Genomic DNA, 24,899 nt, shown 5'->3' with positions numbered 1-24,899 from the left:
GGGGGACACCGTCACCTCGCGCGGCCCGTCATCCGGGCCGCCGAAGTCACCGTGGCCCGTGCCTCCTGGGGCGACAGGCCCGCCCGCACCGCCGCGGCGATCAGGGGGGCGCTCAGAGCCGGGCCCAGGCCGGATTCGTAGGCGCGGCAGGCTGCCCAGAAGAGGCGGGTGTTGCGCTGGCCCTCGTGCGCGGTGAGGACGAAGTTGATCAGGCCGTCGCCCCGTGCGTCCCCCTGCGCCTGGGACGTCTGCGGGCGCGGCGGGGGCAGGAGGAGGCGCAGCAGGGCGCGGGGGCAGGGCGCAGGGGGGAGGTGGGCCGTGCCCGGAGCCGTGGTGTAGACGCCGTGGGCGGTTCGGGAGCCGGGGCCCACCAGGTAGCCGCCGGCGCCGCGGATGTCGATGCCGGGAGCCAAGCGGCCGGCCGAGTTGGGGACGGCGACGTCCGGTGGGCCGGTGAGCCAGAGGTGGCGGCCGCCGGAGGGGGTGCGTACGACGACGGTGGGCGGGACCGTGAACAGGTGGCGCAGGGCCAGCTCCCGCAGGGCCGACGTGGCGTCCGTGCCGGACTTGGTGTCGAGGTCGACGCCGATGAGGTGGTGCGGGGGCAGGCCGCAGGCGATGCCGTAGCCCGTGGCCCAGGGGGCGCGGGCGAAGAGGTCGCGGACGCGGGCCGGGTCGGTGGAGGCGTCGTGGACTCCGTGGCCGGGGCGACCGCACTCGCCGTGGCAGGGCGGGGCCGTCGGGGCGTCGGCGCGGTGCGGGGAGCGCAGGGCGGGGAGCTTCGTCGGGGACAGGGGGATGACGGCCAAGCCGCGTTCGGCGGCCGACAGGGCGTGGGCGAGGGCCAGCGTGGTGGCCTGCCGGGGGTACCGGTCGGTGGTGGCCATGCGTTCATTTTCGTATGTGTGTTCGAACAAGGCAAGAGGGTTCGTGCTGCGACGCGCCGAGGGGGAAGCGGGGAGGCGGGAGCGGGGTGCGTCGCGCCGGAACGGTTCTTCGCTTGGTGGCGACGGCGGTCCCATGCCCGAGTTGCCGGGGATTGTGAGCTTGATGAGCAGAACAGAGTCAATGAGGGTTTATCGACTTGTCCTCATGCTTGCGTGCTAATCGCGGCGTCCGGCGGGCTGCCGGCGGATCGGCTGGGCAACTCTGGTCACGCGACGTCGTCACCACGCCGGGCAGCCGGCCGACGACGGACAGCCGACGTACCGGTCGCGAGCCGGTACGCAGCCCCTGTTCTGGAGGAACCCCATGGCAAGCATCCGCACCGCCCGCGTCGTCGCCGCCGTCTCCGCCCTCCCGTTGGCAGCCGCGCTGTTCACCGGCACCGCGGCGGCGGACAACGGCGGCTTCGCGGACGACGGGTCGAACGCGGGGGTCGCGAACGTCGTCGGCAGTGGCGTCGGGCGGGACAACAACGGCAACTCCTCGACCTCGCAGCAGAACGCCGTCGGTTCGGGCGCCTCGAACCAGAGCAACTCCGCGCAGATCAGGGGCTCAGCCTCCACAGCCGTCAATCAGGGCAACAGGAGTGTGGCGATCGCCTTCCCGCCCTTGTGGTGGTGAGCCGGGGGCCGGGCCCGGCGTCGCCGCTCACGGTCGGTCCGGCCCTCGCTCGTCGTGCCGGGCGGGGAATGAGGGGGGTCCAGCGTCTGCGCGGCGGTGCTTCGGCGTCGCCGCGCAGACGCGCGTGCGGAAGCGAACGGCCTTGACAGCGCAAGTCATCTGACGGACAGTCAGAAACCTCCGCGGCACGGTTCTGCGACGCGAGGGGGCGGTGGCGAGGATGAGTGACGGGGCGGACGGGCTTCAGGCGCGGCTGAAGGCGTACGAGGGCCGGCCCGCCGCGGTCGCCGGCGTCGGCCGGGACCCGGTCAACCTGCCGATGATCCGGCACTGGTGCGAGGCGATGGGCGACGCCAACCCCGCGTACACCGGACCGGAGGCCGTCGCGCCGGCCACCATGCTCCAGGCGTGGATCATGCACGGGCTGGGAGGCGGCGACCGTGCGGGCGCCGGTCGTCCGGGCCGGGCGCGGGAGTACGAGGAACTGCTGGCCCTCCTCGACGAGGCCGGCTGCACCGCCGTCGTCGCCACCGACTGCGAGCAGGAGTACGTCCGCCCCCTGCGGCCGGGCGACGAGGTCGCCTTCGACACGGTGATCGAGTCGGTGTCCGCCCGCAAGACGACCGCCCTCGGGGCCGGGCACTTCGTCACCACCCGGACGGACGTCCACGTGGCCGGTGAGCTGGTCGGCACGCACCGCTTCCGCATCCTCAAGTACGCGCCGGCGCGACGGAAACCGAGAGAGCGCCGCCCCCGCCCGGTGATCAACCGGGACAACGCCGGCTTCTGGGAGGGCGTCCGCGAGCACCGCCTCCTCATCCAGCGCTGCACCGCCTGCGACACCCTGCGTTTCCCCTGGCTGCCCGGCTGCAACGCCTGCGGCGGGCAGGAGTGGGACACCGTCGAGGCGAGCGGCGAGGGCGCCGTCTTCTCCTACGTCGTGATGCACCACCCGCCCTTCCCGGCCTTCGACCCGCCCTACGCGGTAGGCCTGATCGAACTCGCCGAAGGCGTGCGGATCGTCAGCGACGTGGTCGGCGTGCCCTGTGACAAGGTGCGCGTCGGGATGCCCGTACGGCTCGAATTCAGGCGCTACGACGATGAGTTGGTGCTGCCGGTCTTCGAGGCGGTGGCGATGTGAGGCCGGGGGACGAGCTGGGGCCGCTGGAAGTGCCCGTCACCCGCACGCTGATCGTCGCCGGGGCCGTCGCCTCGCGCGACTTCCAGGACGTGCACCACGACCCGGAGGCCGCCCGGGCGAAGGGCTCCCCCGACGTCTTCATGAACATCCTCACCACCAACGGCCTGGTCGGCCGCTTCGTCACCGACCACTTCGGTCCGACGGCGGTGCTGCGCAGGGTCGCCATCCGGCTCGGGGCGCCCAACTATCCGGGGGACACGATGGTGTTGCGGGGGACGGTGGCGGAGGTCGACGGCCGCACGGCGGTGGTGCGGGTCCTGGGTGAGAACGGTCTCGGGCGGCACGTCACCGGCACGGTCACGGTCACCGTCCCCGGCGGCGGGGACGAGCAGCCGGCCGGAGGCGTCGTATGAGCGTCCGTGCGCGGGACTTCCTCGGCGGACGGGCCGCCGTCGCCGGCATCGGGGCGACCGAATTCTCCAAGGACTCCGGGCGCAGCGAGCTGCGGCTGGCGGTGGAGGCGGTGCGGGCGGCGCTGGACGACGCCGGGCTCACGGCGGCGGACGTGGACGGCCTGGTGACGTTCACGATGGACACCAGCCCGGAGATCACCGTGGCCCAGGCGTGCGGCATGGGCGAGCTGTCCTTCTTCTCCCGCGTCCACTACGGCGGCGGCGCGGCCTGCGCGACCGTCCAGCAGGCAGCGCTCGCCGTCGCCGCCGGGGTCGCCGAGGTCGTCGTCTGCTACCGCGCCTTCAACGAGCGTTCGGGCCGCCGCTTCGGCTCGGGCGTACGGCAGCGGGAGCCGTCGGCGGAGGGCACGGCACTCGGCTGGACGCTGCCGTTCGGGCTGCTCACCCCCGCCTCCTGGGTGGCGATGGCGGCGCAGCGCTACCTGCACGCGTACGGTCTGACCCCGGAGGCGTTCGGGCATGTGGCCGTCACCGCGCGCCGGCACGCGGCGGCGAATCCGGCGGCGTACTTCCACGGCAGGCCGATCACCCTCGCCGAGCACGCTGCCTCCCGCTGGATCGTCGAGCCGCTGCGGCTGCTGGACTGCTGCCAGGAGACCGACGGCGGGCAGGCGCTGGTCGTCACCTCCGTGGAGCGCGCCCGGGAGCTGCGGCATCCGCCCGCCGTCGTGGCCGCCGCGGCCCAGGGCGCGGGCCGGGCCCAGGAGCAGATGACCAGCTTCTACCGGGACGACCTGACCGGCCTGCCGGAGATGGGCGTGGTCGCCCGCCAACTGTGGCGGACCTCGGGCCTCGCGCCCGCCGACATCGATGTGGGGATCCTGTACGACCACTTCACGCCGTTCGTGCTGGCGCAGCTGGAGGAGTTCGGGTTCTGCCCGCCCGGTGAGGCCGCCGCCTTCGTGGCCGAGGACCGTCTCCCGCTCAACACCCACGGGGGCCAGCTCGGCGAGGCGTACCTCCACGGTATGAACGGCATAGCGGAGGCGGTACGTCAGTTGCGGGGCACGTCGGTGAACCAGGTGCCGGGCGCGGCGCGCGCCCTGGTGACGGCGGGGACGGGTGTGCCGACCTCGGGGCTGGTGCTCGTCGCCGACGGCTGACCGGCCGCGCGGGGGAGGACCGCGCCCCCTCAGGGACGGTCAGCTTCCCGTCCACCTTCAGGAGGTCGAGCCGACTCCACCCCTACAACCTGAGGCGGACCCGGCTTCGGCACCTGCGGCCGATCCGCCGGGCGGGGCGCGAACCTAGCGTGGAGCCATGACCACACCCGTCTGCACCAGCGCGTCGAACGGCGTGAGGCGGCCCGTGCCGTACCCCTCGTTCGCGTCGTACGTCAGGGCCCGTCAGCCGGTGCTGCTGCGCACCGCCCGGTCGCTGACCGCGAACCCGAGCGACGCGGAGGACCTGCTGCAGACCGCGCTGGCCAAGACCTATGTCGCGTGGGAGCGGATCGAGGACCACCGGGCGGTCGACGGGTACGTCCGCCGGGCCCTGGTCAACACGCGCACGTCGCAGTGGCGCAAGCGCCGGGTCGACGAGTTCGCGTGCGAGGAGCTGCCCGAACCGGAGCCGCTGCCGGACGGCGCCGATCCGGCCGAGCAGCAGGCGCTGCACGACGCGATGTGGCGGGCGATCCTGCGACTGCCGGCACGGCAGCGGGCGATGGTAGTCCTCAGGTACTACGAGGATCTGAGCGAGGCACAGACGGCGGAGGTGCTCGGCGTCTCGGTCGGCACGGTGAAGTCGGCGGTGTCCCGGGCCCTCGGCAAGCTCCGGGAGGACCCTGAGCTGGACGTTGTTCGATAGCGCGCTGAACTGGGGATTCGGGACGCGCTTCAACGGATCTTGAGCGATCCGGGGACCGATCCTTGACGAGTCCTGATCGATCATCGCTCTCCTAGTGACATACCGCGCGGTATGTGCGCAGAATCAGCGCAACCGTTACCACCGCGTAGGCAAAGTCGCCGCCCTGGGAGGACGCCGTGCTGAGCACCATGCAGGATGTACCGCTGCTGATCTCGAGGATCCTGACTCACGGATCCACGATCCACGGCACATCCCAGGTGACCACCTGGACCGGCGAGGGCGAACCCCACCGCCGCTCCTTCGCCGAGATCGGCGCCCGGGCCGCCCAGCTCGCGCACGCCCTGCGCGACGACCTCGGGGTGACCGGCGACGACCGGGTGGCGACGCTCGCCTGGAACAACGCCGAACACGTCGAGGCCTACTTCGCGATCCCCTCCATGGGCGCCGTCCTCCACACCCTGAACCTGCGTCTGCCCCCCGAGCAGCTCGTCTGGATCGTCAACCACGCCGCCGACAAGGTCGTGATCGCCAACGGCTCGCTGCTGCCGCTGCTGGCACCGCTGCTCCCGCACCTGAAGACGGTCGAGCACGTGGTCGTCACCGGCCCCGGCGACCGCTCCCTCCTCGCCGGCGCGAGCGCGCAGGTCCACGAGTACGAGGACCTGATCGCCGGGAAGCCCACCGCCTACGACTGGCCCGAGCTGGACGAACGCCGGGCCGCCGCCATGTGCTACACCTCCGGCACCACGGGCGACCCCAAGGGCGTGGTCTACAGCCACCGCTCCATCTACCTGCACTCCATGCAGGTCAACATGGCCCAGTCGATGGGCCTCACCGACCAGGACACCTCGCTCGTCGTGGTCCCCCAGTTCCACGTCAACGCCTGGGGCCTGCCGCACGCCACCTTCATGACCGGCGTCAACATGCTGATGCCGGACCGCTTCCTCCAGCCCGGCCCGCTCGCCGAGATGATCGAGAGCGAGAAGCCGACCCACGCGGCCGCCGTCCCCACCATCTGGCAGGGCCTGCTGGCGGAGCTCACCGCCAAGCCCCGCGACGTCGCCTCCCTCACCCAGGTCACCATCGGCGGCTCCGCGTGTCCGCCCTCCCTGATGACGGCCTTCGACAACCTGGGCATGCGGGTCTGCCACGCCTGGGGCATGACGGAGACCTCCCCGCTCGGCACCATCGCCCGCCCGCCGGCCGCCGCGGTCGGCACCGACGAGGAGTTCGCCTACCGCCTCACCCAGGGCCGCTTCCCGGCCGGCGTCGAGGCCCGCCTCACCGGCCCCGGCGGCGAACGCCTCGCCTGGGACGGCGAGTCCGCGGGCGAGCTGGAGGTGCGCGGCCCGTGGATCGCCGGCGCCTACTACAACGGCCCCGACGCCGAACCGCTGCGCCCCGCCGACAAGTTCAGCGAGGACGGCTGGCTCAAGACCGGCGACGTCGGCACCATCTCCCCCGAGGGCTTCCTCACCCTCACCGACCGCGCCAAGGACGTCATCAAGTCCGGCGGCGAGTGGATCTCGTCGGTGGACCTGGAGAACGCGCTGATGTCCCACCCCGACGTCGCCGAGGCCGCCGTCGTCGCGGTCCCCGACACCAAGTGGGGCGAGCGCCCGCTGGCCACCGTCGTCCTCAGGGAGGGCGCGACCGCCGACTTCGAGGCCCTGCGCGCCTTCCTCGCCGAGGAGGGCAAGATCGCCAAGTGGCAGCTCCCGGAGCGCTGGACGATCGTCGAGACGGTCCCGAAGACGAGCGTGGGCAAGTTCGACAAGAAGGTGCTGCGCCGGCAGTACGCGGAGGGCGCGCTGGACGTCACCCAGCTCTGACCCTCGCGGTCGTGCGCCGTACGCCGGCCGGGACCCCTCGGGGCCCCTGGCCGGCGTACGCGTTGTGGAGGCACGTGTCCGTCGCGCGCGCCCGGAGCGCGGGCCGGCCCGTCAGTTGGTGCCGATGCGGGCCAGCAGGTCCACGATCCGGTCCTGGACCTCCGTGCTGGTGGACCGTTCCGCGAGGAACAGCACCGTCTCGCCGGAGGCCAGCCGGGGCAGGTCGGCCTGGTCGACGGCGGCGGTGTAGACGACCAGCGGGGTGCGGTTGAGCTGCTGGTTCGCCCGCAGCCAGTCGACGATCCCGGCCCGGCCGCGGTGCACCTGCATCAGGTCCATCACCACCAGGTTCGGCCGCAGCTGCGAGGCCAGCGTGACCGCGTCCGCGTCGCTCGCCGCACGGGCCACCTGCATCCCGCGCCGCTCCAGCGTCGACGTCAGCGCCAGCGCGATCTCCGCGTGCTCCTCGATGAGCAGCACCCGCGGCGGATGCTGCTCGCTGTCACGCGGGGCGAGCGCCTTCAGCAGCACGGCGGGATCGGCGCCGTACGCCGCCTCACGCGTCGCCTGTCCGAGACCGGCCGTCACCAGCACCGGCACCTCGGCCGCGACCGCCGCCTGACGCAGCGACTGCAGCGCGGTGCGCGTGATGGGCCCGGTCAGCGGGTCGACGAACAGCGCGGCAGGGAAGGCGGCGATCTGCGCGTCGACCTCCTCGCGGGAGTGCACGATCACCGGCCGGTACCCGCGGTCGCTGAGCGCCTGCTGGGTGTTGACGTCCGGGGCCGGCCAGACCAGCAGCCGACGCGGGTTGTCCAGGGGCTCCGGCGGCAGTTCGTCGTCCAGCGGCTGCGGACGCGGCGGGTCCGCCACCTCGACGGCCCCGCCCGGCCCGTCGAGCGGCTCGGGCCCCTCGGCGGCGTTCTCGTCCGGGGCGCCTATGGCGTACGACCGGCCGATCCCCTCGGTCCCGGGCGCGAGCCGCGTCTGCCCGGCCATCGACTGCCCGGCCATCGACTGCCCGGGCAGCGGCTGGCCCGCGAGGGACGGCTGCGGCGCGGGCGCGGCCTGCGGAGCGGCCGCCGGCGCCTTAGGAACGGGGGCCTTCGCTACGGCGGGCTGCTCGTTCTGAGGGTGCGGACGTGCCGTCTGCTCCGGTCGCGCGGCCGGGTCGGGCGGCGTGCCCAGTTTGCGGCGCCGGCCGGAACCGCCCGGCGCGTTCGGCGCGGGCGTGCCCGAGGGCTGGAGCGGCTGCGCCGCCTGACGCGCCGCCTGCTGCACCTGGGCGGCCTGCCGGGTGAACGGCACGCCCTGCCCGAGCGTCCGCACGCTGATCGCCCGTCCCTGCGTGGAGTTGGGGTCCTCGGGCCGGGCGGCGGCCTCCGCCGGCAGCGGCTGCGCGACCCGCGGCTGGTCCACGGCGGCCTCAGGGGGCAACGGGGTGCCGGTGCTCGGAGTGGACGTCGGCGCGGCCTCGCTCGCAGGCGCGGGGGCCGGCGCCGCGGGCGCTGCCGGGGCGGGGGCCGTCTGCGTCGGGAGCGGCTGACCCGGGGCGGCGTCCTGGCCGGCTGCGGCGGCGGGCCGGCCGGCGGTCGGCTGCCCGGGGGCGGGCGGTTGCGCGGGAGCCGGCTGCCCTGCGTTCGGCGGGCCCGGCAGCGGCTGAGCCGGCCGGCCGGGACCGGCCTGACCGGGTGCCACGGCGCCCTGGCCGCCTTGCGCGGCAGGGGCGGCCTGTGCCGGCTGCGCCGCCTGCTCGGGCTGTCCTGCCGCGCCCTGCGCGGGTACGACGCCCCCCGGCTGCTGCCCGTTCGGATCCGGCTGGGCCTGCGCGACGGGCTGTCCCGCGGCCGGCGCCGACGCCCCGCCGTTCTCCGGTGCCTGCGCCTGCGCCGGCACGGCACCGGGCGGCACGACGCCGGGCGTCTCGGCGGCCTCCGCCGCCGGCTGACCCACGGCACGCCGACGACGTCCCGTGGGCGCGCTCGTCGGGTGCGGCTGCGGAGGGGTGTGGTCGTCGGCCTGGTCGAGCGGGGCGGCGTCATGGCGAGCGTGGTCGAGCAGGGCGTCCTCGGACGTGCCCTGCGCCGGAACCTGAACGGGCGTCGGCTGCTGGACCGCCTGAGCGGGCGCCGGAACCTGCTGTCCCGCCACGGGAACCGGGATCGGACCCGGCTGTCCGGGCACGGGAATCCGCACCGACTGCCCCGGCACCGGGACCTGCTGACCGGGCACCGGTACCTGCGGGCCCGGGGCAGGAACCTGCTGGCCCGGGGCAGGAACCGGAACCACAGGAACGGGAACCGGCATGGGCATCGGCATCGGCATGGGGGCCTGGGCGTCAGGCCCCGGCACCTGTCCCACGGCCTGAGCTCCCGCACCGCCGTCGGCTCCGGCGACCGCCCCCGCAGCTCCCTCGGCCTCGTCCCCGGCCGTCCGGTCCGCCTCGGCCGGCGGCAGGGCGAACACCGTGCGGGGCCCGGCCTCCTGTGCGGCGGCGCGCTCGTTCGCGGCGGCCAGGGCACGCCGACGGCGTCCGGTCGGCTGCGAGCCGGCCTCACCGTCCGCCGCCTCGCCCGACGCGGACGCTCCCGCCACCGCCGGCAGGGCGGGCGGCAGCGCGTGCTGTTCGTCACCGGCGCGCCGGGCCCGGCGTCCGGCCGGCGCGGGCACGCCCTGCGGCGGAACGGTGCCGCCGAGCCCCGTGCCCGAGGCCGCGGTCCCCGCCGCGTGCTCGGCGGCCGTGACGACCGCGCCCTCCGAGACTCCCGAACCGGCGCCCGGGACGGCGTTCTCCGCGTCGTCGCCCGCGGGCTCGGCGGGCCGTCCGCGTCGCCGCCCGGTGCCCCCGGAGGCGTCCGTCCGGTCCTCCGGCGTCTCGGCCTGCGGCTCCTCGGCGGCAGGCCCCCGCCGACGCCGCCGTCCGGTCGGCGTGGCGGCCTCCGCCTCGCCGCCGTCCGCGGCCGCGCCGGGAAGGTCGCTGTCCAGGAAGGCGTCCACGGAGGACCGCCGGGCCCGCCGCCGCCCCGCGCCGGACTCCGGCGCGCCCGCGGCCATGCCGTCGGGCGCCACCGCCTCCAGCGCCCCCGCACCCGCCGCCATACCGTCGTGCCCCGCCTGCGCCGGCAGCGCGAGCGCGGACCCCACGGCGGCGACCGGGGCGGCGACCACCGCGCCGGCCCCGCCGCCCAACGGGACTTCGAGGACGTAGGCGTTGCCGCTCATGCCCGGCACTTCGTGGGTCTGGAGCACACCGCCGTGCGCCCGCACGATCCCGCGCACGATCGGCTCGTGCACCGGGTCGCCGCCCGTGTACGGCCCGCGCACCTCGATCCGGACGACCTCGCCGCGCTGGGCGGCCGCCACGACGACCGTGTTGTCCATGTAACCGCCCGACGAGACGGGCGCGTTGCCCGTGGCGTCCACACCGGCGACGTCGGCCACCAGGTGCGCGAGCGCGGTCGCGAGGAGCCGCGCGTCGACCTCGGCCTCGATGGGCGGCGCGTGCACGGCGAACTGCACCCGCCCCGGTCCGACGAGTTCGACTGCCCCGTCCACACCGGCGGCGACCACCGCGTCGAGCATCACCTTCGTACGGCTGATCCCCTCGCCGCCGGCGTCGAGCCGCTGGTAGCCGAGGACGTTGTCGATGAGGGTGGTGATGCGCGCGTACCCCGCCGACAGATGGTGCAGCACCTGGTTGGCCTCGGGCCACAGCTGCCCGGCGTCGTCGGCGGCGAGCGCGGACAGCTCACGGCGCAGTTCGTCCAGCGGCCCGCGCAGCGAACGGCCCAGCAGGGTGAGGAGCTGCTCGTGCCGGGCGGCGAGGGCCTCGTAGCGGTCCTTCTCCCGCTCGCCCAGCGCGGCGTAGCGCTCCTCGCCGGCGGCGAGCTCCTCCTCGTGCTGGTCGCGCAGCTCCTCCAGCTCGGCGACGTGCTGCTGGCGCAGCGCGGTGAGATCGGAGGCGTGCTCCTCGGAGAGCTTCTCCAGCGCCTCCGCGTGCCGCTTCTCGACGGCGGCCTTCTCCTCGGCGAGCGAGTCGAACGGCCGGCGGTCGGTGAAGGTCATGACGGCGCCCACGAGCTGGTCGCCGTCGCGTACGGGCGCGGTCGTCAGGTCGACGGAGACCTTGTCCCCGCCCTTGGACCACAGCACCTGGCCGCGCACCCGGTGCTTGCGCCCCGAGCGCAGGGTGTCGGCGAGCGGCGACTCGTCGTACGGGAAGGGAGTGCCGTCGGTGCGCGAGTGCAGGACGAGGCCGTGCAGCTCCTTGCCGCCGAGGTCGCTCGCCCGGTAGCCGAGGATCTGCGCGGCGGCGGGGTTGACGAGCACGATCCGCCCGTCGGTGTCCGTGCCGACGACGCCCTCGGCGGCGGCCCGGAGGATCATCTCGGTTTGCCGCTGCGAGCGCGCGAGTTCGGCCTCGGTGTCGACGGTGCCCGACAGGTCGCGCACGACGAGCATCAGCAGCTCGTCGCCGGCGTAGCCCTGGTTGTCGTAGGCCTGCTGGGCGTTCTCCAGGTTGGCGCTGGTGACCTCGACGGGGAACTCGGCGCCGTCGGTGCGCCGGGCGACCATCCGGGTCGGCTTGGTGCGTCCGCGCGGATCCATGTGGTCGGGGCGTCGCATGGAGCCGGGGATGAGCTTGGAGTCGAACTGCGGCAGCAGATCGAGCAGGCCCCGTCCGACGAGGGCGGTCCCGGGCGTCTCGAAGGCCTCAAGCGCGATGGTGTTCGCGTTGACGACGGTCCCGTTCGCGTTGACCAGCAACAACGCGTCGGGAAGGGCGTCCAGTATGGCTGCGAGGCGAGCAGCGCCTCGGGATGGCCTGCTGCTCACGAGTCGCTTCCTCCCTGTTACCGCACCTTGCCGACCGCTCGGGCCATCTTGCCAACCGTCCCGCAGCGTGTCACGCGAGGGAGTCTAAGGGCTCGGATCGGGCTCCCGGTGCCGGATGCGAGGGAGCTCGCACGACGAAGTGACGGAGAACATGTGACCGCCCCCGACGACTCCGCGTGACCCCCCCGCGACGTCCACACCCCGCCCCGGCCTCCCTTACGGAACCCGACCGCCCGCCCCGACAGCCATCGCGGGCGTCAGTCCGCGCCCACTGCGGGCAGCAGCGGTACGAAGCGGTCCCACCGCTCGATCCGGCAGCCGTCGGCGCGGTCGAAGGTCGCGTCGACGGGACGACCGGCCCAGCGGCCGGTGACATGGGCGGTGGCGGGGCCGCCGTACCGCATGGTGCACACGCCGTCGTCCGGGACCGGGGCGAAGGTGTCCGTCCCCCACCGGGCGTTCCGCTCCAGAGCCCCGCACGCCTCCGAGGCGTCCGGGTGAGTGCCGCCGGCGGGATGGCAGTACAACTCGAACGTCCCGTCCGCTGCCGCGCCCGCGTCGCGCACGGTGACGGTGAGGTGATCGCCGAACACCCGGTCCTCTTCAGACGGAGGCGGCGGTACGAGGGGCCCGGCGGAGGCGGCGGAGACGGCGGACGACGTGAGGGAGACGGCGAGGACGAGGGCGGTGACGGCGAGCCGCCGCAGCGGCGCGCCCGGTGACACGACTCGTGAGATGACCTGCGACATGACCTGACCAACGCGACCGGCGCGCGGACGTTGCGCCGCCCAATGGCTTTGCCCTGCGACCCGCCTGCCTAGTACCGTGGAGGCCGATTGGTGACACGACGCTCGACTGTGTCATCATCTGCACGCACCACTCGCACACGAGCGAGCGGCTGTGCTGGAGGCGTCGCCTAGTCCGGTCTATGGCGCCGCACTGCTAATGCGGTTTGGGCTTTACGGCCCATCGAGGGTTCAAATCCCTCCGCCTCCGCTGATCCTGAAGCCCCGGTCCCCGCGACCGGGGCTTCGTCGTTACCCCACGATCCGGGCGTTTTCGCAGGTCACAAGGGGTATGCGAATCGGATTTCACATGGCGGCGGCAGTCATGTAATGTTCTTCCTGTCGCCGCGAGCGGGCCGAAAGGACCGGGAGCGAAGACAAAAACTGAAAACAGACAAGCACTCGTAGCTTAACGGATAGAGCATCTGACTACGGATCAGAAGGTTGCAGGTTCGAATCCTGCCGAGTGCACACAGGTCAAAGCCCCCTCGGGATCATCCCGGAGGGGGCTTTGTCGTGCCGTACAGCAGCGAAGTACAGCAACGGTTGATGTCAGGTCTTGACGTCAGCCCGCTTCGCTGCCGCCCATCGCTGCCGACAGCTTGCCGAGTGCGGCACGCACCTCTTCCTCGCTCGCTTCCGCGTAGACCTCCATCGTCATCGCGATCTGCGAGTGCCGGAGGATCCGCTGAGCCACCTTCGGGTGGACCTTGAGGGCGACGAGCAGTGAGCTGCACGTGTGCCGGGTGTTCCGCAGCGGGATCACACGGAGGCCGGCGCGGCGGGCCCGCAGGGCGAACATGCGTGTGAGGTTCCCCGGCTCGATGGGTGTCCCGTACTTCGTGGTGAAGACCAGGCCGCGGGTGTCCTGCCAGAGCTCCCCGGCTGCCTTCCGGTCCCCGGTCTGCTGGGCGTGGCGCATGCGCAGCGCCTTGAGGCAGAACGCGGGCAGGGGAAGGAAGCCGTCCGACTCCTCGGTCTTCGTCTCCCGGTGGAGGATCTGACGGCCCGCCCGCTGAATCTGGTGATCCACGTACAACTCCCCCGTCTCGAAGTCGATCGACTTCCAGGTGAGCCCGAGGACTTCACCTCGGCGGAGTCCGAGGCAGAGCACCAGGACCCAGGCACCGGAGAGCGGATCTTCGCGAGTGAGCGCGTCAGCGAGGAAGCGCCCGCCTCGACGACGGACCACGGCTTGATCCGCTTCCGGCGAGGCTTGGGGACCTTGACCAGGGAGGCCACGTTCTTGCTGATCTCCGGCCGATGAGCAACCCAACGACGAGCAGGCTTCGAGATCAGCTCAGGGCATTGCCCACCTCGTAGATCGTCGGCCGGTCCTCGGGGGCATGACTGAGCATCGCCTCGATCAGGTCACCCAGCTCACCCGGCACCTTCACGGAACGACGCCGACCGTCCGCCACGGCTTCTCTCTGTACGGGGCGGGGGGCGTCGTCCGGGTACTCGACAGCACGCCAACCAGTGGCGGAGATGAGCAGCGAAGCGCCGAGGGCGTAGACGTCGGCAGCCTGCGTCGGCTCAGCCTTTCCGGTGGCGAGCACACTGCGGGCGATCTCCGGGGCCTCGTAGTGGACGAGGCAACCGCGGAACGGGAAGTCGTACCCCTGGGGCACGTGTCCGCCATGGGCCAGGGCAAGATCGATGAGGTGCGTTCGTTCCACACCGATGATGAAGTGGGCGGGCTGCACGTCTCCGTGAGCCCAGCCCTTGCGGTGGAGTTCGGCCAGGGCTTCGACGCACCCCAGGGCGACACTGGTGTGGGGTGCGATGAGCGGGTCCGGTTCACGGCAGGCTTCCCACAGCCGGTAGAGATCCGGTCCTTCATGCCAGGGCTGGAAGTTCCAGGTGCCGTGTTCCCACTCGCCGTAGGCGATCTCGTCGAGGCCGAGGCGATGGAGCACGGCACCCTCGCGTGCCGGCGCGAGGGCGGTCCAGGGCTGTGCGGGCCATTCAGCTGTGGCCTCGATCGGATAGCCGACCTTCACGGCGTAGTGACCCCGGGGGCCGAACACTTCCCACACGGTGGAGCCGCGCCGGTTGACGACCAGGCGGCGCGCGTTGGGCACGAGCGCATCGAGCACCACGGTCGGCACTTCATGGATCGAGCAGGACAACGTCGTTGTTCTCCTTCCGGACGAACGCGGCCGCCCCTGAGTCCGGGCCGGCCGCGCCGCTGATGTCAGGTCCTAGTTCTGACCGTAGGGACGGCCGCAGTCCGAGTCGCACTGCGCGAGCTTCGTACCGTCGACGGTCCACAGGTCGTCGAAGACCGCGAACCCGGCGGCCTTCATGGCACGAGCCGAGGTCGCGACCTTCTCCGGGTCACGGGCCCCGCCACCCGGCTTGGGGTTGTGGTGGAGGAAGCGCCCCGCGTACCGCTCGCACAGCTGGGCGTACTCCTTGGTGTGCAGGATGAGCGCGTGGAGGCCGAGGTCCACGTCGTCCGACGGGGCCATGGGAACGGTCGCGGTGGCCGCCGTGACCACGAAGGCCACCGCCTGGTCGGCGATGCGCTCGGCACGTTCGGCCGACTCGCCGTCGTGGGTGACCACGAAGTGGGCGAGGCTCTCGAACAGCTCCTCACCCGCGACCGCGCGACCGGTCTTCTGCACGTTCGCCGTTGCTGTCATGTGCCGTCTCCTCGTGTGGAAGTGGTGCAGGGCACTTACTTGCCGCTTAGATCGCCGAGTCCGACTCGAAGGTGATCGACAGCGGATTGGAGGCCGGCCCCGAGCGGGGACGGGGAGCCGTGTGTGGCACCCGCTCGGGGCGGCCGGTCAGTACTGGCCGGTGCCGAGGGCCATGCCGATCACCAAGCCGCACGAACCGCTGATGCAGATGATGAACAGGGCCCCGGCGTACCGGCCGACGGCGCGCATCACAGCCCGGCCCGACTGTTGCCGTTCCTGGCGCCCAGACGCGCGCTCAGCTCTTCCCGAGCGCTGAGCGCGACGACGCTGCCCGGCATGGCATCCCACTCTTTGCCACCACGGACGGGCCGCATCTGCACACGACCGCCGATCTTGCCCATGACGACGCCGATGCGTCCGCTGGCACTGTCCTTCGCCAGTTCGCCGATGCCTGGCCTGGTCTGCTGGTTGCTCGCCATGCCGACGAGCTTCCTGCCGATCGCCAGGACGCTGGAACCACGGACAAACCCCACTTCGGGACGTCCTGCGTCGGGTAGAACGTCCCTAGTGCCGTCCCTGGTTGGTAGGAGAGATTGAAATGGCAAACGAGAGGTTACGTGCGGCCATGGCGGCCGGCGGCTGGACGTACAACGCCCTCGCGGACAAGGTCGAAGTCGACCCCAAGTCCGTCGAACGATGGGTCAACCTGGGGCGTACGCCACGTCGTGCCACGGCCATGTTGGCAGCAGAGACGCTAGGAGAAGACGTGCACGCTCTATGGCCATCGCTCAGGCAGGCACGCCCCGCCCGCGCCGTCAGTCCGGAACTTGTGGCCCTCTACGACCAGCGGGCGGACATCCCCGTCTCCACCTTCGTGGACATGCTGACCCAGGCACGCGAGCAGATCGACGTGTTGGTGTACGCGGCCGTGTTCCTGCACGAGGCGTACCCGCGGCTCAACGAGCTCTTGAGGGAGCGGGCGGCCGAGGGCTGCGCAGTCCGCATCGCCGTCGGTGACGCGGATAGCCCCCACGTCCAACAGCGCGGTGACGAGGAGAAGTTCGGCCACGGGATCCAGTCCCGATGCCGCCTCGCGCTGATGCACTACCGCCCCCTCATCGGAATACCAGGCATCGAGGTACGGACTCACGCCACGACGCTCTACAACTCGATCTACAGGGCTGACGATCAGGCACTCGTCAACGCCCATGTCTGGGGAGTGAACGCCTACAGCGCCCCTGTCTGGCACCTGCGCCGAAACGGGAAAGGCGGCATGTTCGACACCTACGCCGACAGCTTCGACGCGGTGTGGGCGACCGCGACGCCGGTACGAGAGAAGTGATCATGGCACGCACCGAGTACTACGACGACCCGGACGCCCCCAAGCCCAACAATCTGGTCGTCGCCGCGTCCGCGGTGGTCACTGACGACGAGGGACGCATCCTCCTACAGCGCCGGCGAGACAACGATCTCTGGGCACTGCCCGGCGGCGGCATGGAGATGACTGACTCCCTGCCAGGAACCGCCGTCCGCGAGGTGAAGGAGGAAACGGGCCTGGACGTGGAGATCACGGGGCTCGTCGGGACCTACACCGACCCGCGCCACGTCATCGCTTACACGGACGGCGAGGTGCGTCGACAGTTCAACGTCTGCTTCACCGCCCGTGTGATCGGCGGGCGGCTGGCTATATCGGATGAGTCCACGGAGCTGAGGTTCGTCCAGCCCGGGGAGATTGATCAACTGCCCATGCACCACACGCAACGGCTACGAATCCGGCACTTCTTGGAGCAACGTGAGCGGCCCTATCTCGGTTGATGGTTCGCAAGGGTCCGCTCGGCTGAGCGAGATCGCGCGAGGCACCTGCTATACGCAGTCATTGATGTCACTCTTGGATGTCAACTGATTAGGACTTTTCGGGCTTGTAGCTTGCTTGCTGTGCATGCCTGGTGAGCTGATTTGCAGCCGCCTGAAGCACAGCCACGCGGGTGCCTTGGCTGACCCCAATGCCGAAGTGCGTTCCCGCTTGGTCTAGGAGGCTTCGAAGGAGCTCGGATACTCGCTCAGCTGCACCCTCCTCCGCGACAACAGATGCCAAAGCGTCTTTGAAATCCGGAGCCCTCTCGGCGGCAGCAAGCCACGCCATGAAGGTCTCAACTTCCCTACTGGGGCGCTCTTCTCTGGTCGCGATCCAGCGAGCCATCTGCTCTGGGTCTACCCAGTCTGGGGATTCCTGATGGCAAGGCCGACAGAGTAGGAGCAGGTTGCTCGCGTCGTCCGGTCCACCGAGACTCCTGGGGATGATGTGGGCTCGTTCGAGGTTGGCCCGCTGCCATGAGGCTTGAAGAGTCGCCCGGTTCCATCGCTCAGAGAGCCACCCGCAGGCGAAACAACACGGCTCGTCAAGACGCAGGTGCGGTGCAAAATCCTGCCGTCTCGGACTCTTCTCCCAATGTTGTGCAATCTTCCACTTGCTCGGTACGGACATAGGCCTCCCTCTGGCTGCTACCGGCAGCATGCCACCCGCTAGTGACATCGGGCCCTGCACTTGGGACGAGCGCTGGTGGGCGTTGAGCCCCGAGGCGCCAGGTTGCTAGCACCGCCTTAGGTGAGAGGTTGGGGCATTGTGCCGCTGACCTGGTGCTTCGATGACGGGTGAGAGGCCCAGCGACTCCACTGTCTGATGTCCTCGTTGACTGTGGCTGACCGCTGCATCTGGCACAGCAGTGGCACGAAACCCCAGCCGACGACAGCCAGCCACAACGGCGGATGCGCCGACCGACCTCGCCCGTGTGTGCCTCGCTTCACCCCCACCGGCATCAGCCACGCTGCCATGTCGTCGACCAGAGCAAGCCGCGCCGGCGGAAGCGTGGCGGGTAGACCTTGGGTGCAAACCTGTCGTCCCGAAGCAACTTGGGTGGGCGCTTGACCTCGGGCTGGTGTTCCTCCCGCCTGCTGTGACGGTCCGCAGGTGTGCGCGGTTGTCCGCCGCTGTGCGTCGGCGTTGTCACGCAGTTGGACACTCACGTGGTTCCCGGCGTAGCCCCAGGTTGGCAGGCATCTGCGGTGCGGCCGCTGTGTCCAGGAACCGACGGCAACCCTGACGGCAACGACGGCACGCAAGGGCTGTCGATCACGATCATTAGAAATCATCCGGGAGGAAGGCGGAGCCCCCGCCAAGCAGCCTGCCCGATCCTACGGATCAGAAGGTTGCAGGTTCGAATCCTGCCGAGTGCACACAGGCGAGAGGCCCCGGAGAGATCCGGGGCCTCTTGTGTTTCCGGCGTGGGCGGCGGCGGGGCGAGAGGTGGGGGACGTCGCCGGGGTTCGTGGGCTCGGTGGCTGTGGTCGTTACTCCGTGCCGGGTGGGAAACCGTGGATGCCGTGGGGCGTCGGTGGCGGCTCGGGGAGGTCCAGAGGGCAGATTCCCCAGTGCCGGGCGATGGTCATGACGTGCTGTTCGTGCGGCATGGCGGCATGCCAGTCATCCCAGTCGGAGTCGGTCCAGTGCTCCGTGCCGTCCTCCAGTCCTCTGAGCCCGACGCCGAGTTGGCGCTCGATCCCGGTGGGCTCACCGAGGTGCAGGGGCACGTCGCCGCGTGAGCCGTCGTAGCAGTAGGCCCGGACGACCCGGCCGGCCTCCACCCTCGCCCAGGCGTGGAGTTCGCCGATGCGGTCGGTGTGGAAGTACTGAAGGTCGCCCAGGCGCAGGCCGAGTGACCCGAGCCAGGACAGGAGGGCGGGGCCGTCGGCTTCGAGTCCGTCGGCGAGGTGGATCCGGCCGTGGGCCATGGTCCAGCCGTCCACCGGGGAGGCCACGAACACGCCCCGCCGGTAGGCCGCCTCCGTGCCCGTCTCCCAGTCCATGGCCACGCGACCGATCAGCCCCAGCGCGTCGGCGACTTCGCCGCTGCCGGCACCGGGCACGGCCAGCCAGGCCGTCTTGTAGCCGAAGCCCACGCCGATCTCCTCCCACGCTCCTGCCCGCATCCTGCCGTACCGCTCCGACAGGCGGAGCCGAAAGTCGCTCGTCGTCAGCTCTGATCTTCCTCAAGATCCTTTACGTGTCATCACCGACGTCATACGTTCATTTCGACCACCGAGGCACACACCGCCTCATACAAGTGAACATGAAACACGGGGACTTGAGCATGACCACCAGTACCAGGCCGCGCAGCACGTTCCACCGCACCAGCGCCATGATCGTCGCTGCGGTGACCGCCGGTGCTCTCTTCGCCACCGCCACCGGCGCCCATGCCGCCGAGCCGGCGCCGCAGGCCGTCGTCAGCGCCACTGTGGCCGCGGACGATTCGGACCTCACGCCCGCGGAGAAGGCACAGGGCGCGGCGCTCACGGAGAGCGTGGCCGCACTCGGCGTGACCGAGGAGCAGTTCGCCGCCGCGCTGGACATAGCGCTGACCCGCCCCGCCCCGGACGCGGACGCCTTCCGCGCCCGTCTGGCCGCGCTGCCCGCCAAGCCGACCGCCCAGCAGTTGGTGCGGGCCGCCTACCCCGGCGACGCCGAGGCGCAGGCCGCGCTGCTGCCCGTCTTCGCCAACGCGGAGGTGCGCGACACCGTCCTCGCCCAGCTCACCGGCAACAAGGGGAGCCACCCGGGCGCCGCCTTCGGGTGGTGGGACAAGACCAAGTTCGTCGTCAAGTGCGGTGCGGCCATCGCGGCCGTCCTGATCAGCTTCGCGCCGGCCGGTTCCAGCATCAAGGTCGTCCGGGCCGTGGCGCTGTTCAAGAGGTACGGCGCGAAGAAGACCGCGAACATCATCTGGCGCTTCGTGAACGGCAAGCGGGTCGGTTCCGCGGAGCGTGAGGCAGTGAAGGCGTTCATCGGGATCTCGGCCATCTCCCAGGCCTGCAGCAAGTGAGGTGACGGCATGACGATCGAGCATGTGGCGGTGACCGCCCTCGCGGTCGAGGTGGTGATCATGGTGCTGGCCCGGCTCGGCACCGAGCGGCGTCACTGGAACCACTACAAGCGGCGCGGTCCCGTGCCGCTGAAGAGGGACGACATCACGCTCGCGTCGGGTGCTCTGTACGCGCTCGCCGCCGTCGCCATGGCTGTCGGCGCTCTGATGGCGCGGGTGGAGCTGTCCCTGTCCGCGGTCGGGACGTTCGCGCTGTTCGGCATCCTGCTCCCGGCGTTCGCCGCCAACTCCGTCATGGTCCTGGCGACACGCGGACGCCCCGAGACCGTCACGTGGTGGCAGCGCGGGATCGCCTGTGCGGTCGCCGCGGGCGGTGGGCTGGTGTCCGTCGGGCTCGTCGGCTGACCGGATCCGGCGACGGACCGCCGGTGCGACGGAGGACATCCTCCGCAGCAGGTCGAAGCCCCCTCCGGGTCGTCCCGGAGGGGGCTTCGCCGTGCGCGGGGCGGGGCGGGAACCGGCGGCTTCCCGTGGTCAGGGGGTCTCGCCGGTCTGACCGCGCAGTTCCTCGCGGTAGGCGTGGGCCAGGCCCGTCGCGCGGGTGAACCAGTCGGAGAGGACGGCGATCTCTTCGGGGGCGTAGTCGGTGAAGAGGGCGTTCAGGCGGGCGTAGTACGGCTCGTAGAGGGCGTGGACGCGTGCCGCCGCGTCGGGCTGGGGGGCCACGCGGACGCGGCGGCGGTCCCGGGGGTCGGGGCGGCGGGTGACGTAGCCGGCGCGTTCGAGGCGGTTGATGATGCCGGTGACCGCGCCGGTCGTGACATGGACCCGGGTCGCGAGGTCGCCCGCGGTGAGGAGGTCCTCGCCGGCCTGGAGGACGTAGCCGAGGCAGGTGAGGTCGCTGACGTTCAGGCCCAGGCGCTGGGCCATCTCCTGCTGGCCGACCAGGTGGGCCGCGATGAGGTCGTCCATCGCGGTCAGCGCCTCGGCTGGGGTCGCGGTGGGGCGAGGGGGCTGGGCGGCTGTCATCGCGGGGGTTCGCTTCCTTCCGGTTCTCGGTGCTGGCTCCTTGTTATCCGCTTTCGGTTTCTCTTACCTTGTAAGAGGTTAAGCAACGCAACTTCTTAGAGCGTGAGGGTTCTATGTCTCTGTACGACGAAGGGCACACGATCGCCGGCTGGACCGGGGTCGCCGTCACGGCCGTCGGCGGCTCGGTGGCGGGCGCCGGGGTGTGCGTCTCCTCCGGCGCGCTGATCTCGGTCGGGCTGGTGATCGTCGCCCTGGCCGCGCTGGTCACCTGGGCGTTGCACCTGACGGGGTGGGGCAAGCCGCCGGGGGTGCGGCCCCGGGAGGAGTGGGGGATGCGGGTGCGCGACCCGCATGCCCGGGGCGGCCACCCGGAGTGCCTGGGGTGCCGCCTCGCCGGGCGTCGGCGGGCCGGCGGGAGCGCGGGGGCGTTGTCAGTGGCAGGGCCTACGGTGGTGAGCGATGGCACAGGCATGGAAGTGCGCGGGGCTGCGGTGGTCGGAGCGGGGGCCCGTGCTGATGTGGGACGGGGGGCGTCGTAGCCCGCTGTCCTGGGGGAAGAGGGTGGCCTTCGGGGTCGTCGAGGGGGGTGTGCGGGAGTGCGCCGGGGCGCGGGGGCATCCGTGTCCGGTGCGGGCGGCGGTGCCGGGGCGGAGTACGGGGGGCCGGTGCGAGGAGTGCGCGCGGCTGGACCGGGCGCACTCGGTGGCTGCCGACGGGATCGCCGACGACCCCAGGCCGTACCGGGTGTATCTCGCGTGGTTCGGGCCCGGCATGGTCAAGGTCGGGATCACGGCGGTCGAGCGGGGCCCGGCCCGGCTGCTGGAGCAGGGCGCTGTCTGCTTCAGCTGGCTCGGCGCCGGCCCGCTGATGGCCGCCCGGCGCACGGAGGAGCTGCTGCGGGCCGCCCTCCGCGTCCCGGACCGGATCCCGTACGCCGACAAGCGTGCCGTGCGCGCCGAGCTGGCTGCGAGTTGCGAGGAAAGGGCAGCAGAGATCAGCGAGTTGCACTCACGGGCCGTCGAACTGGCGGCTTGGCCCGAGTCCTTGCGGCGCGAGCCCTTCCTCCCCGTCGACCATGTCCGCGCTTTCGGGCTCGAGGGCACACCGGCACCGCTGGGTCAGGTGAGCGAACTGGTCCCCGGCGGCATGCTGAACGGCGAACTCCTGGCGGCCGCGGGCCCCGACCTCCATCTGGGGTCCCCGGCGGGAGCGGTCGTGCTCGACACCCGGCTGATGCGGGGCTGGCGGCTCGTCCCGCTGGAGGGGGGTCCCGAAGTCACCCTGCCGGTCAAGGAGTTCGCCAGGGCCCGTCTCCAGGACGGCTTGTTCTGAGGGGGTGACAGCCCACGCAAAGGATCTTCATCGGGAAGGCCATGGCTTCCGGCGTCCGCCCGCGGGGAGGAAAGGGGGCACAGGCGCAGATTCCGCCCCGCGTCGGCGGCTCGGCTGAGAGCCGGCTGTGCGTTTCTCAGGGAAATCACAGACAGCCGAAAGCGTGTTCTCAGAGGTCCTCGACATCGTGTGCCGTATGACCACGACCTCGCCCCAGGGGCGTACCGAACTGCTGAGGCCGGACGGGAGCCCCGTCCGAGTGCTTGTGGTGGACGACGAGCTGTCGATCACCGAACTGCTGTCCATGGCACTGCGCTACGAGGGCTGGCAGATCCGCAGCGCCGGCGACGGCACCGGCGCGGTCCAGACCGCCCGGGAGTTCCGGCCGGACGCGGTCGTCCTCGACATGATGCTGCCCGACATGGACGGTCTGACCGTGCTGGGCCGGCTGCGGCGTGAGCTGCCGGACGTCCCGGTGCTGTTCCTGACCGCCAAGGACGCGGTCGAGGACCGGATCGCGGGTCTCACCGCCGGCGGCGACGACTACGTCACCAAGCCGTTCTCCCTCGAAGAGGTCGTGGCGAGGCTGCGCGGGCTCATCCGGCGTTCCGGCGCCGCCGACCGCCGCTCCGACTCCATGCTCGTCGTCGGGGACCTCACCCTCGACGAGGACAGCCACGAGGTCTCCCGCGCCGGCGCGGACATCCACCTCACCGCCACCGAGTTCGAGCTGCTGCGGTTCCTGATGCGCAACCCTCGGCGCGTGCTCAGCAAGGCGCAGATCCTGGACCGCGTGTGGTCGTACGACTTCGGCGGGCAGGCCAACGTGGTCGAGCTGTACATCTCCTACCTGCGGCGCAAGATAGACGCGGGGCGCGAGCCGATGATCCACACCCGGCGTGGCGCGGGATACCTGATCAAGCCCGCCGCGTCATGAGCGGGCGACGGCGACCGCGCACGCAGAGGACGCCGAAGAGACGGGCCGGGCAGCCGCGCACCCTGCGGACGCGGCTCGTCGTCGTCTCCGTGACCCTGATCGCCGTGATCTGCGCGGTCATCGGCACCGTCACCACGATCGTGCTGCGGGACCATCTCTACGGCCAGCTCAACGGACGGCTCGCCGAGGCCGCGGCGCGGGTGGCGCCGCGCGACTTCGGGGCGCTGCCCGGCCGGCCCACGAACACCTCCGCCGCGCCCACGCAGGGCAGGCCGAGAGTGACCGACCTCTCCGACTTCGTCACCAAGGGGCCGCAGCCCCCCGGGACGGTCGCCGCCAAGGTCGTCGACGGCTCCGTCACCGAGTCCAAGCGGGGCGTGGCGTCCGCCGACGCCCCCACGATGACCGCCGCGAATCTCGACAAGGCCCAGATCAAGGCGCTCAGTTCCGTCTCCCGGGACGGAAAGCCGCACACCGTGGAACTCCCCGGCCTCGGCTCGTACCGCGTCAAGTACGCGTTCAACGACGATTCCGGCTACTACGTCGCCATCCCCACGAAGGACGTCGACAACACCATCAACACCCTGATCCTCGTCGAGATCAGCCTCACCGCCGCCGGCCTCATCGCCGCCGGACTCGCTGGCACCGTCATGGTCGGCGTGGCCACCCGCCCCCTCCGCAAGGTCGCCGCCACCGCCACCCGTGTCTCCGAACTGCCCCTGCACACCGGAGAGGTGAACCTCAGCGAGCGGGTCCCGGAGTCCGAGACCGATCCGCACACCGAGGTCGGGCAGGTCGGCGCGGCGCTCAACCGGATGCTGAACCACGTCCACGGCGCGCTGCACGCGCGTCAGGAGAGCGAGACGCGGGTGAGGCAGTTCGTCGCGGACGCCAGCCACGAGCTGCGCACCCCGCTCGCCTCCATCCGGGGCTACGCCGAACTCACCCGCCGCGGACGCGAGGAGGTCGGCCCCGACACCCGGCACGCGCTGGGCCGCATCGAGTCCGAGGCCGGACGCATGACCCTCCTCGTCGAGGACCTCCTCCTGCTGGCCCGCCTCGACGCGGGCCGCCCGCTGCAGTTCGAGCAGACCGACCTCGTCCCCCTGGTCGTCGACACCGTCAGCGACGCCCGCGCCGCAGGCCGCGAGCACGTCTGGCGGCTCGACCTCCCCGACGAGCCGGCCATGGTGTCGGCGGACTCCGCCAGGCTGCAGCAGGTGCTGGTCAACCTCCTCGCCAACGCCCGCACGCACACCCCGCCCGGCACGACCGTCACCGCACGGGTGCAGCGGCGCGGCCCCTGGCTGTGCGTGGACGTCCAGGACGACGGCCAGGGCATCCCGCAGGACCTGCTCCCGCACGTCTTCGAACGGTTCGCCCGCGGAGACTCCTCGCGCTCCCGCGCCTCCGGCTCGACCGGTCTGGGCCTCGCCATCGTGCAGGCCGTGGCGGCCGCGCACGGCGGCGCCGTGACCGTCGACAGCGTGCCGGGCCGGACCGTCTTCACCATGCACCTGCCCGTCCTCGGCCCCGCCCTGCCCCAGCCCGCGCCCGAAACGAACTGGCAACTGGACTCACAGGACCAGCACAGGGCCGGCACACGGGTGCGACAGGGCGCCTGACGAAAGTCG

23 protein-coding genes, 2 tRNA genes and 1 pseudogene are annotated in these 24,899 nt (G+C 71.7%); 16 read left to right on the top strand and 10 right to left on the bottom strand.

Features of this window, described 5'->3' with window-relative positions:
- Nucleotides 1-11: 11 nt before the first annotated feature.
- On the bottom strand, nt 12-887 hold the full coding sequence (locus ACIRS4_RS14690; RefSeq protein WP_404194894.1) for a bifunctional DNA primase/polymerase: 876 nt from the start codon (nt 885-887) through the stop codon (nt 12-14).
- A gap of 364 nt (nt 888-1,251) precedes the next feature.
- Here ACIRS4_RS14690 and ACIRS4_RS14685 point away from each other — a divergent pair, with 364 nt between their 5' ends.
- From ACIRS4_RS14685 to ACIRS4_RS14660, 6 genes are all read left to right on the top strand, one after another.
- Nucleotides 1,252-1,566 (top strand): hypothetical protein, encoded by a 315-nt coding sequence (locus ACIRS4_RS14685; RefSeq protein ID WP_404194892.1) that lies wholly within the window; start codon nt 1,252-1,254, stop codon nt 1,564-1,566.
- Between the two features lie 220 nt (nt 1,567-1,786).
- Nucleotides 1,787-2,707 carry a bifunctional MaoC family dehydratase N-terminal/OB-fold nucleic acid binding domain-containing protein gene (locus ACIRS4_RS14680; protein ID WP_404194890.1) on the top strand — a complete coding sequence of 307 codons (921 nt, stop codon included), beginning with the start codon at nt 1,787-1,789 and terminating at the stop codon, nt 2,705-2,707.
- Entirely contained in the window at nt 2,704-3,120 is a 417-nt protein-coding gene (locus ACIRS4_RS14675; RefSeq protein WP_404194888.1) for a MaoC/PaaZ C-terminal domain-containing protein, read from the top strand. The genes ACIRS4_RS14680 and ACIRS4_RS14675 overlap by 4 nt, the downstream gene beginning before the upstream one ends.
- Entirely contained in the window at nt 3,117-4,283 is a 1,167-nt protein-coding gene (locus ACIRS4_RS14670; RefSeq protein ID WP_404194886.1) for a lipid-transfer protein, read from the top strand. Before ACIRS4_RS14675 ends, ACIRS4_RS14670 begins: the two co-directional genes overlap by 4 nt.
- 157 nt (nt 4,284-4,440) lie before the next feature.
- Entirely contained in the window at nt 4,441-4,989 is a 549-nt protein-coding gene (locus ACIRS4_RS14665; protein ID WP_404194883.1) for a SigE family RNA polymerase sigma factor, read from the top strand.
- A gap of 176 nt (nt 4,990-5,165) precedes the next feature.
- A complete protein-coding gene (locus ACIRS4_RS14660) occupies nt 5,166-6,821 on the top strand; it encodes a long-chain fatty acid--CoA ligase (protein ID WP_404194880.1) in 1,656 nt (551 codons plus the stop codon).
- Nucleotides 6,822-6,932: 111 nt separating this feature from the next.
- Here the strand turns inward: ACIRS4_RS14660 and ACIRS4_RS14655 are convergent, their stop codons facing one another.
- Nucleotides 6,933-11,657, bottom strand: coding sequence for a PAS domain-containing protein (locus ACIRS4_RS14655; RefSeq protein WP_404194877.1), 4,725 nt, complete (start codon nt 11,655-11,657; stop codon nt 6,933-6,935).
- A gap of 257 nt (nt 11,658-11,914) precedes the next feature.
- A complete protein-coding gene (locus ACIRS4_RS14650) occupies nt 11,915-12,406 on the bottom strand; it encodes an SSI family serine proteinase inhibitor (protein WP_404194874.1) in 492 nt (163 codons plus the stop codon).
- Between the two features lie 156 nt (nt 12,407-12,562).
- Here ACIRS4_RS14650 and ACIRS4_RS14645 point away from each other — a divergent pair.
- Both ACIRS4_RS14645 and ACIRS4_RS14640 read left to right on the top strand, forming a co-directional pair.
- Nucleotides 12,563-12,653 (top strand) — tRNA-Ser (locus tag ACIRS4_RS14645).
- 187 nt (nt 12,654-12,840) lie between these two features.
- A tRNA-Arg gene (locus tag ACIRS4_RS14640) sits at nt 12,841-12,913 on the top strand.
- A gap of 94 nt (nt 12,914-13,007) precedes the next feature.
- On the opposite strand, the pseudogene ACIRS4_RS14635 reads toward ACIRS4_RS14640, so the two are convergent.
- The 4 genes and pseudogenes from ACIRS4_RS14635 to ACIRS4_RS14620 all read right to left on the bottom strand — a co-directional run.
- Nucleotides 13,008-13,699 (bottom strand): annotated as a pseudogene (locus tag ACIRS4_RS14635) (site-specific integrase); the annotation flags it as partial.
- A gap of 38 nt (nt 13,700-13,737) precedes the next feature.
- Nucleotides 13,738-14,574: a protein kinase gene (locus ACIRS4_RS14630; RefSeq protein WP_404194871.1), complete on the bottom strand. Its 837-nt coding sequence runs from the start codon at nt 14,572-14,574 to the stop codon at nt 13,738-13,740.
- A gap of 72 nt (nt 14,575-14,646) precedes the next feature.
- Entirely contained in the window at nt 14,647-15,090 is a 444-nt protein-coding gene (locus ACIRS4_RS14625) for a glycine-rich domain-containing protein (protein ID WP_404194869.1), read from the bottom strand.
- Between the two features lie 248 nt (nt 15,091-15,338).
- A complete protein-coding gene (locus tag ACIRS4_RS14620; protein WP_404194866.1) occupies nt 15,339-15,569 on the bottom strand; it encodes a hypothetical protein in 231 nt (76 codons plus the stop codon).
- A gap of 119 nt (nt 15,570-15,688) precedes the next feature.
- Here ACIRS4_RS14620 and ACIRS4_RS14615 point away from each other — a divergent pair, with 119 nt between their 5' ends.
- Entirely contained in the window at nt 15,689-16,432 is a 744-nt protein-coding gene (locus ACIRS4_RS14615; RefSeq protein WP_404194864.1) for an XRE family transcriptional regulator, read from the top strand.
- A 2-nt stretch (nt 16,433-16,434) separates the two neighbouring features.
- The gene (locus ACIRS4_RS14610; RefSeq protein ID WP_404194862.1) at nt 16,435-16,905 is read left to right on the top strand and encodes an NUDIX domain-containing protein; all 471 of its coding nucleotides are present in this window, start codon (nt 16,435-16,437) and stop codon (nt 16,903-16,905) included.
- A gap of 88 nt (nt 16,906-16,993) precedes the next feature.
- Here ACIRS4_RS14610 and ACIRS4_RS14605 read toward each other — a convergent pair whose 3' ends face one another.
- Complete coding sequence (locus ACIRS4_RS14605) at nt 16,994-17,575, bottom strand: HNH endonuclease (RefSeq protein ID WP_404194860.1); 582 nt, start codon at nt 17,573-17,575, stop codon at nt 16,994-16,996.
- Between the two features lie 863 nt (nt 17,576-18,438).
- The gene (locus tag ACIRS4_RS14600; RefSeq protein ID WP_404194857.1) at nt 18,439-19,077 is read right to left on the bottom strand and encodes a hypothetical protein; all 639 of its coding nucleotides are present in this window, start codon (nt 19,075-19,077) and stop codon (nt 18,439-18,441) included.
- Nucleotides 19,078-19,238: 161 nt separating this feature from the next.
- Between ACIRS4_RS14600 and ACIRS4_RS14595 the strand changes: the two genes are divergently transcribed.
- Both ACIRS4_RS14595 and ACIRS4_RS14590 read left to right on the top strand, forming a co-directional pair.
- Nucleotides 19,239-19,967, top strand: coding sequence for a hypothetical protein (locus tag ACIRS4_RS14595; protein ID WP_404194854.1), 729 nt, complete (start codon nt 19,239-19,241; stop codon nt 19,965-19,967).
- Nucleotides 19,968-19,976: 9 nt separating this feature from the next.
- Nucleotides 19,977-20,372 carry a hypothetical protein gene (locus ACIRS4_RS14590; RefSeq protein ID WP_404194851.1) on the top strand — a complete coding sequence of 132 codons (396 nt, stop codon included), beginning with the start codon at nt 19,977-19,979 and terminating at the stop codon, nt 20,370-20,372.
- A gap of 129 nt (nt 20,373-20,501) precedes the next feature.
- Here the strand turns inward: ACIRS4_RS14590 and ACIRS4_RS14585 are convergent, their stop codons facing one another.
- Nucleotides 20,502-20,996 carry a MarR family winged helix-turn-helix transcriptional regulator gene (locus tag ACIRS4_RS14585; RefSeq protein ID WP_404194848.1) on the bottom strand — a complete coding sequence of 165 codons (495 nt, stop codon included), beginning with the start codon at nt 20,994-20,996 and terminating at the stop codon, nt 20,502-20,504.
- A gap of 113 nt (nt 20,997-21,109) precedes the next feature.
- Between ACIRS4_RS14585 and ACIRS4_RS14580 the strand changes: the two genes are divergently transcribed.
- From ACIRS4_RS14580 to ACIRS4_RS14565, 4 genes are all read left to right on the top strand, one after another.
- Nucleotides 21,110-21,535 (top strand): HGxxPAAW family protein, encoded by a 426-nt coding sequence (locus ACIRS4_RS14580; protein ID WP_404194845.1) that lies wholly within the window; start codon nt 21,110-21,112, stop codon nt 21,533-21,535.
- Complete coding sequence (locus tag ACIRS4_RS14575) at nt 21,456-22,328, top strand: DUF2797 domain-containing protein (protein ID WP_404194842.1); 873 nt, start codon at nt 21,456-21,458, stop codon at nt 22,326-22,328. The genes ACIRS4_RS14580 and ACIRS4_RS14575 overlap by 80 nt, the downstream gene beginning before the upstream one ends.
- A 196-nt stretch (nt 22,329-22,524) precedes the next feature.
- Nucleotides 22,525-23,265, top strand: a complete 741-nt coding sequence (locus tag ACIRS4_RS14570; RefSeq protein WP_351094350.1) for a response regulator transcription factor — start codon at nt 22,525-22,527, stop codon at nt 23,263-23,265.
- Entirely contained in the window at nt 23,262-24,890 is a 1,629-nt protein-coding gene (locus tag ACIRS4_RS14565; RefSeq protein WP_404194839.1) for a sensor histidine kinase, read from the top strand. Before ACIRS4_RS14570 ends, ACIRS4_RS14565 begins: the two co-directional genes overlap by 4 nt.
- Nucleotides 24,891-24,899: the final 9 nt, after the last annotated feature.

Source organism: Streptomyces sp. NPDC101166, assembly GCF_044768125.1.
Taxonomy (GTDB): domain Bacteria; phylum Actinomycetota; class Actinomycetes; order Streptomycetales; family Streptomycetaceae; genus Streptomyces.
Note: the sequence above shows the minus strand (reverse complement) of the source record. Positions and strands in the feature narration are given on the sequence as shown.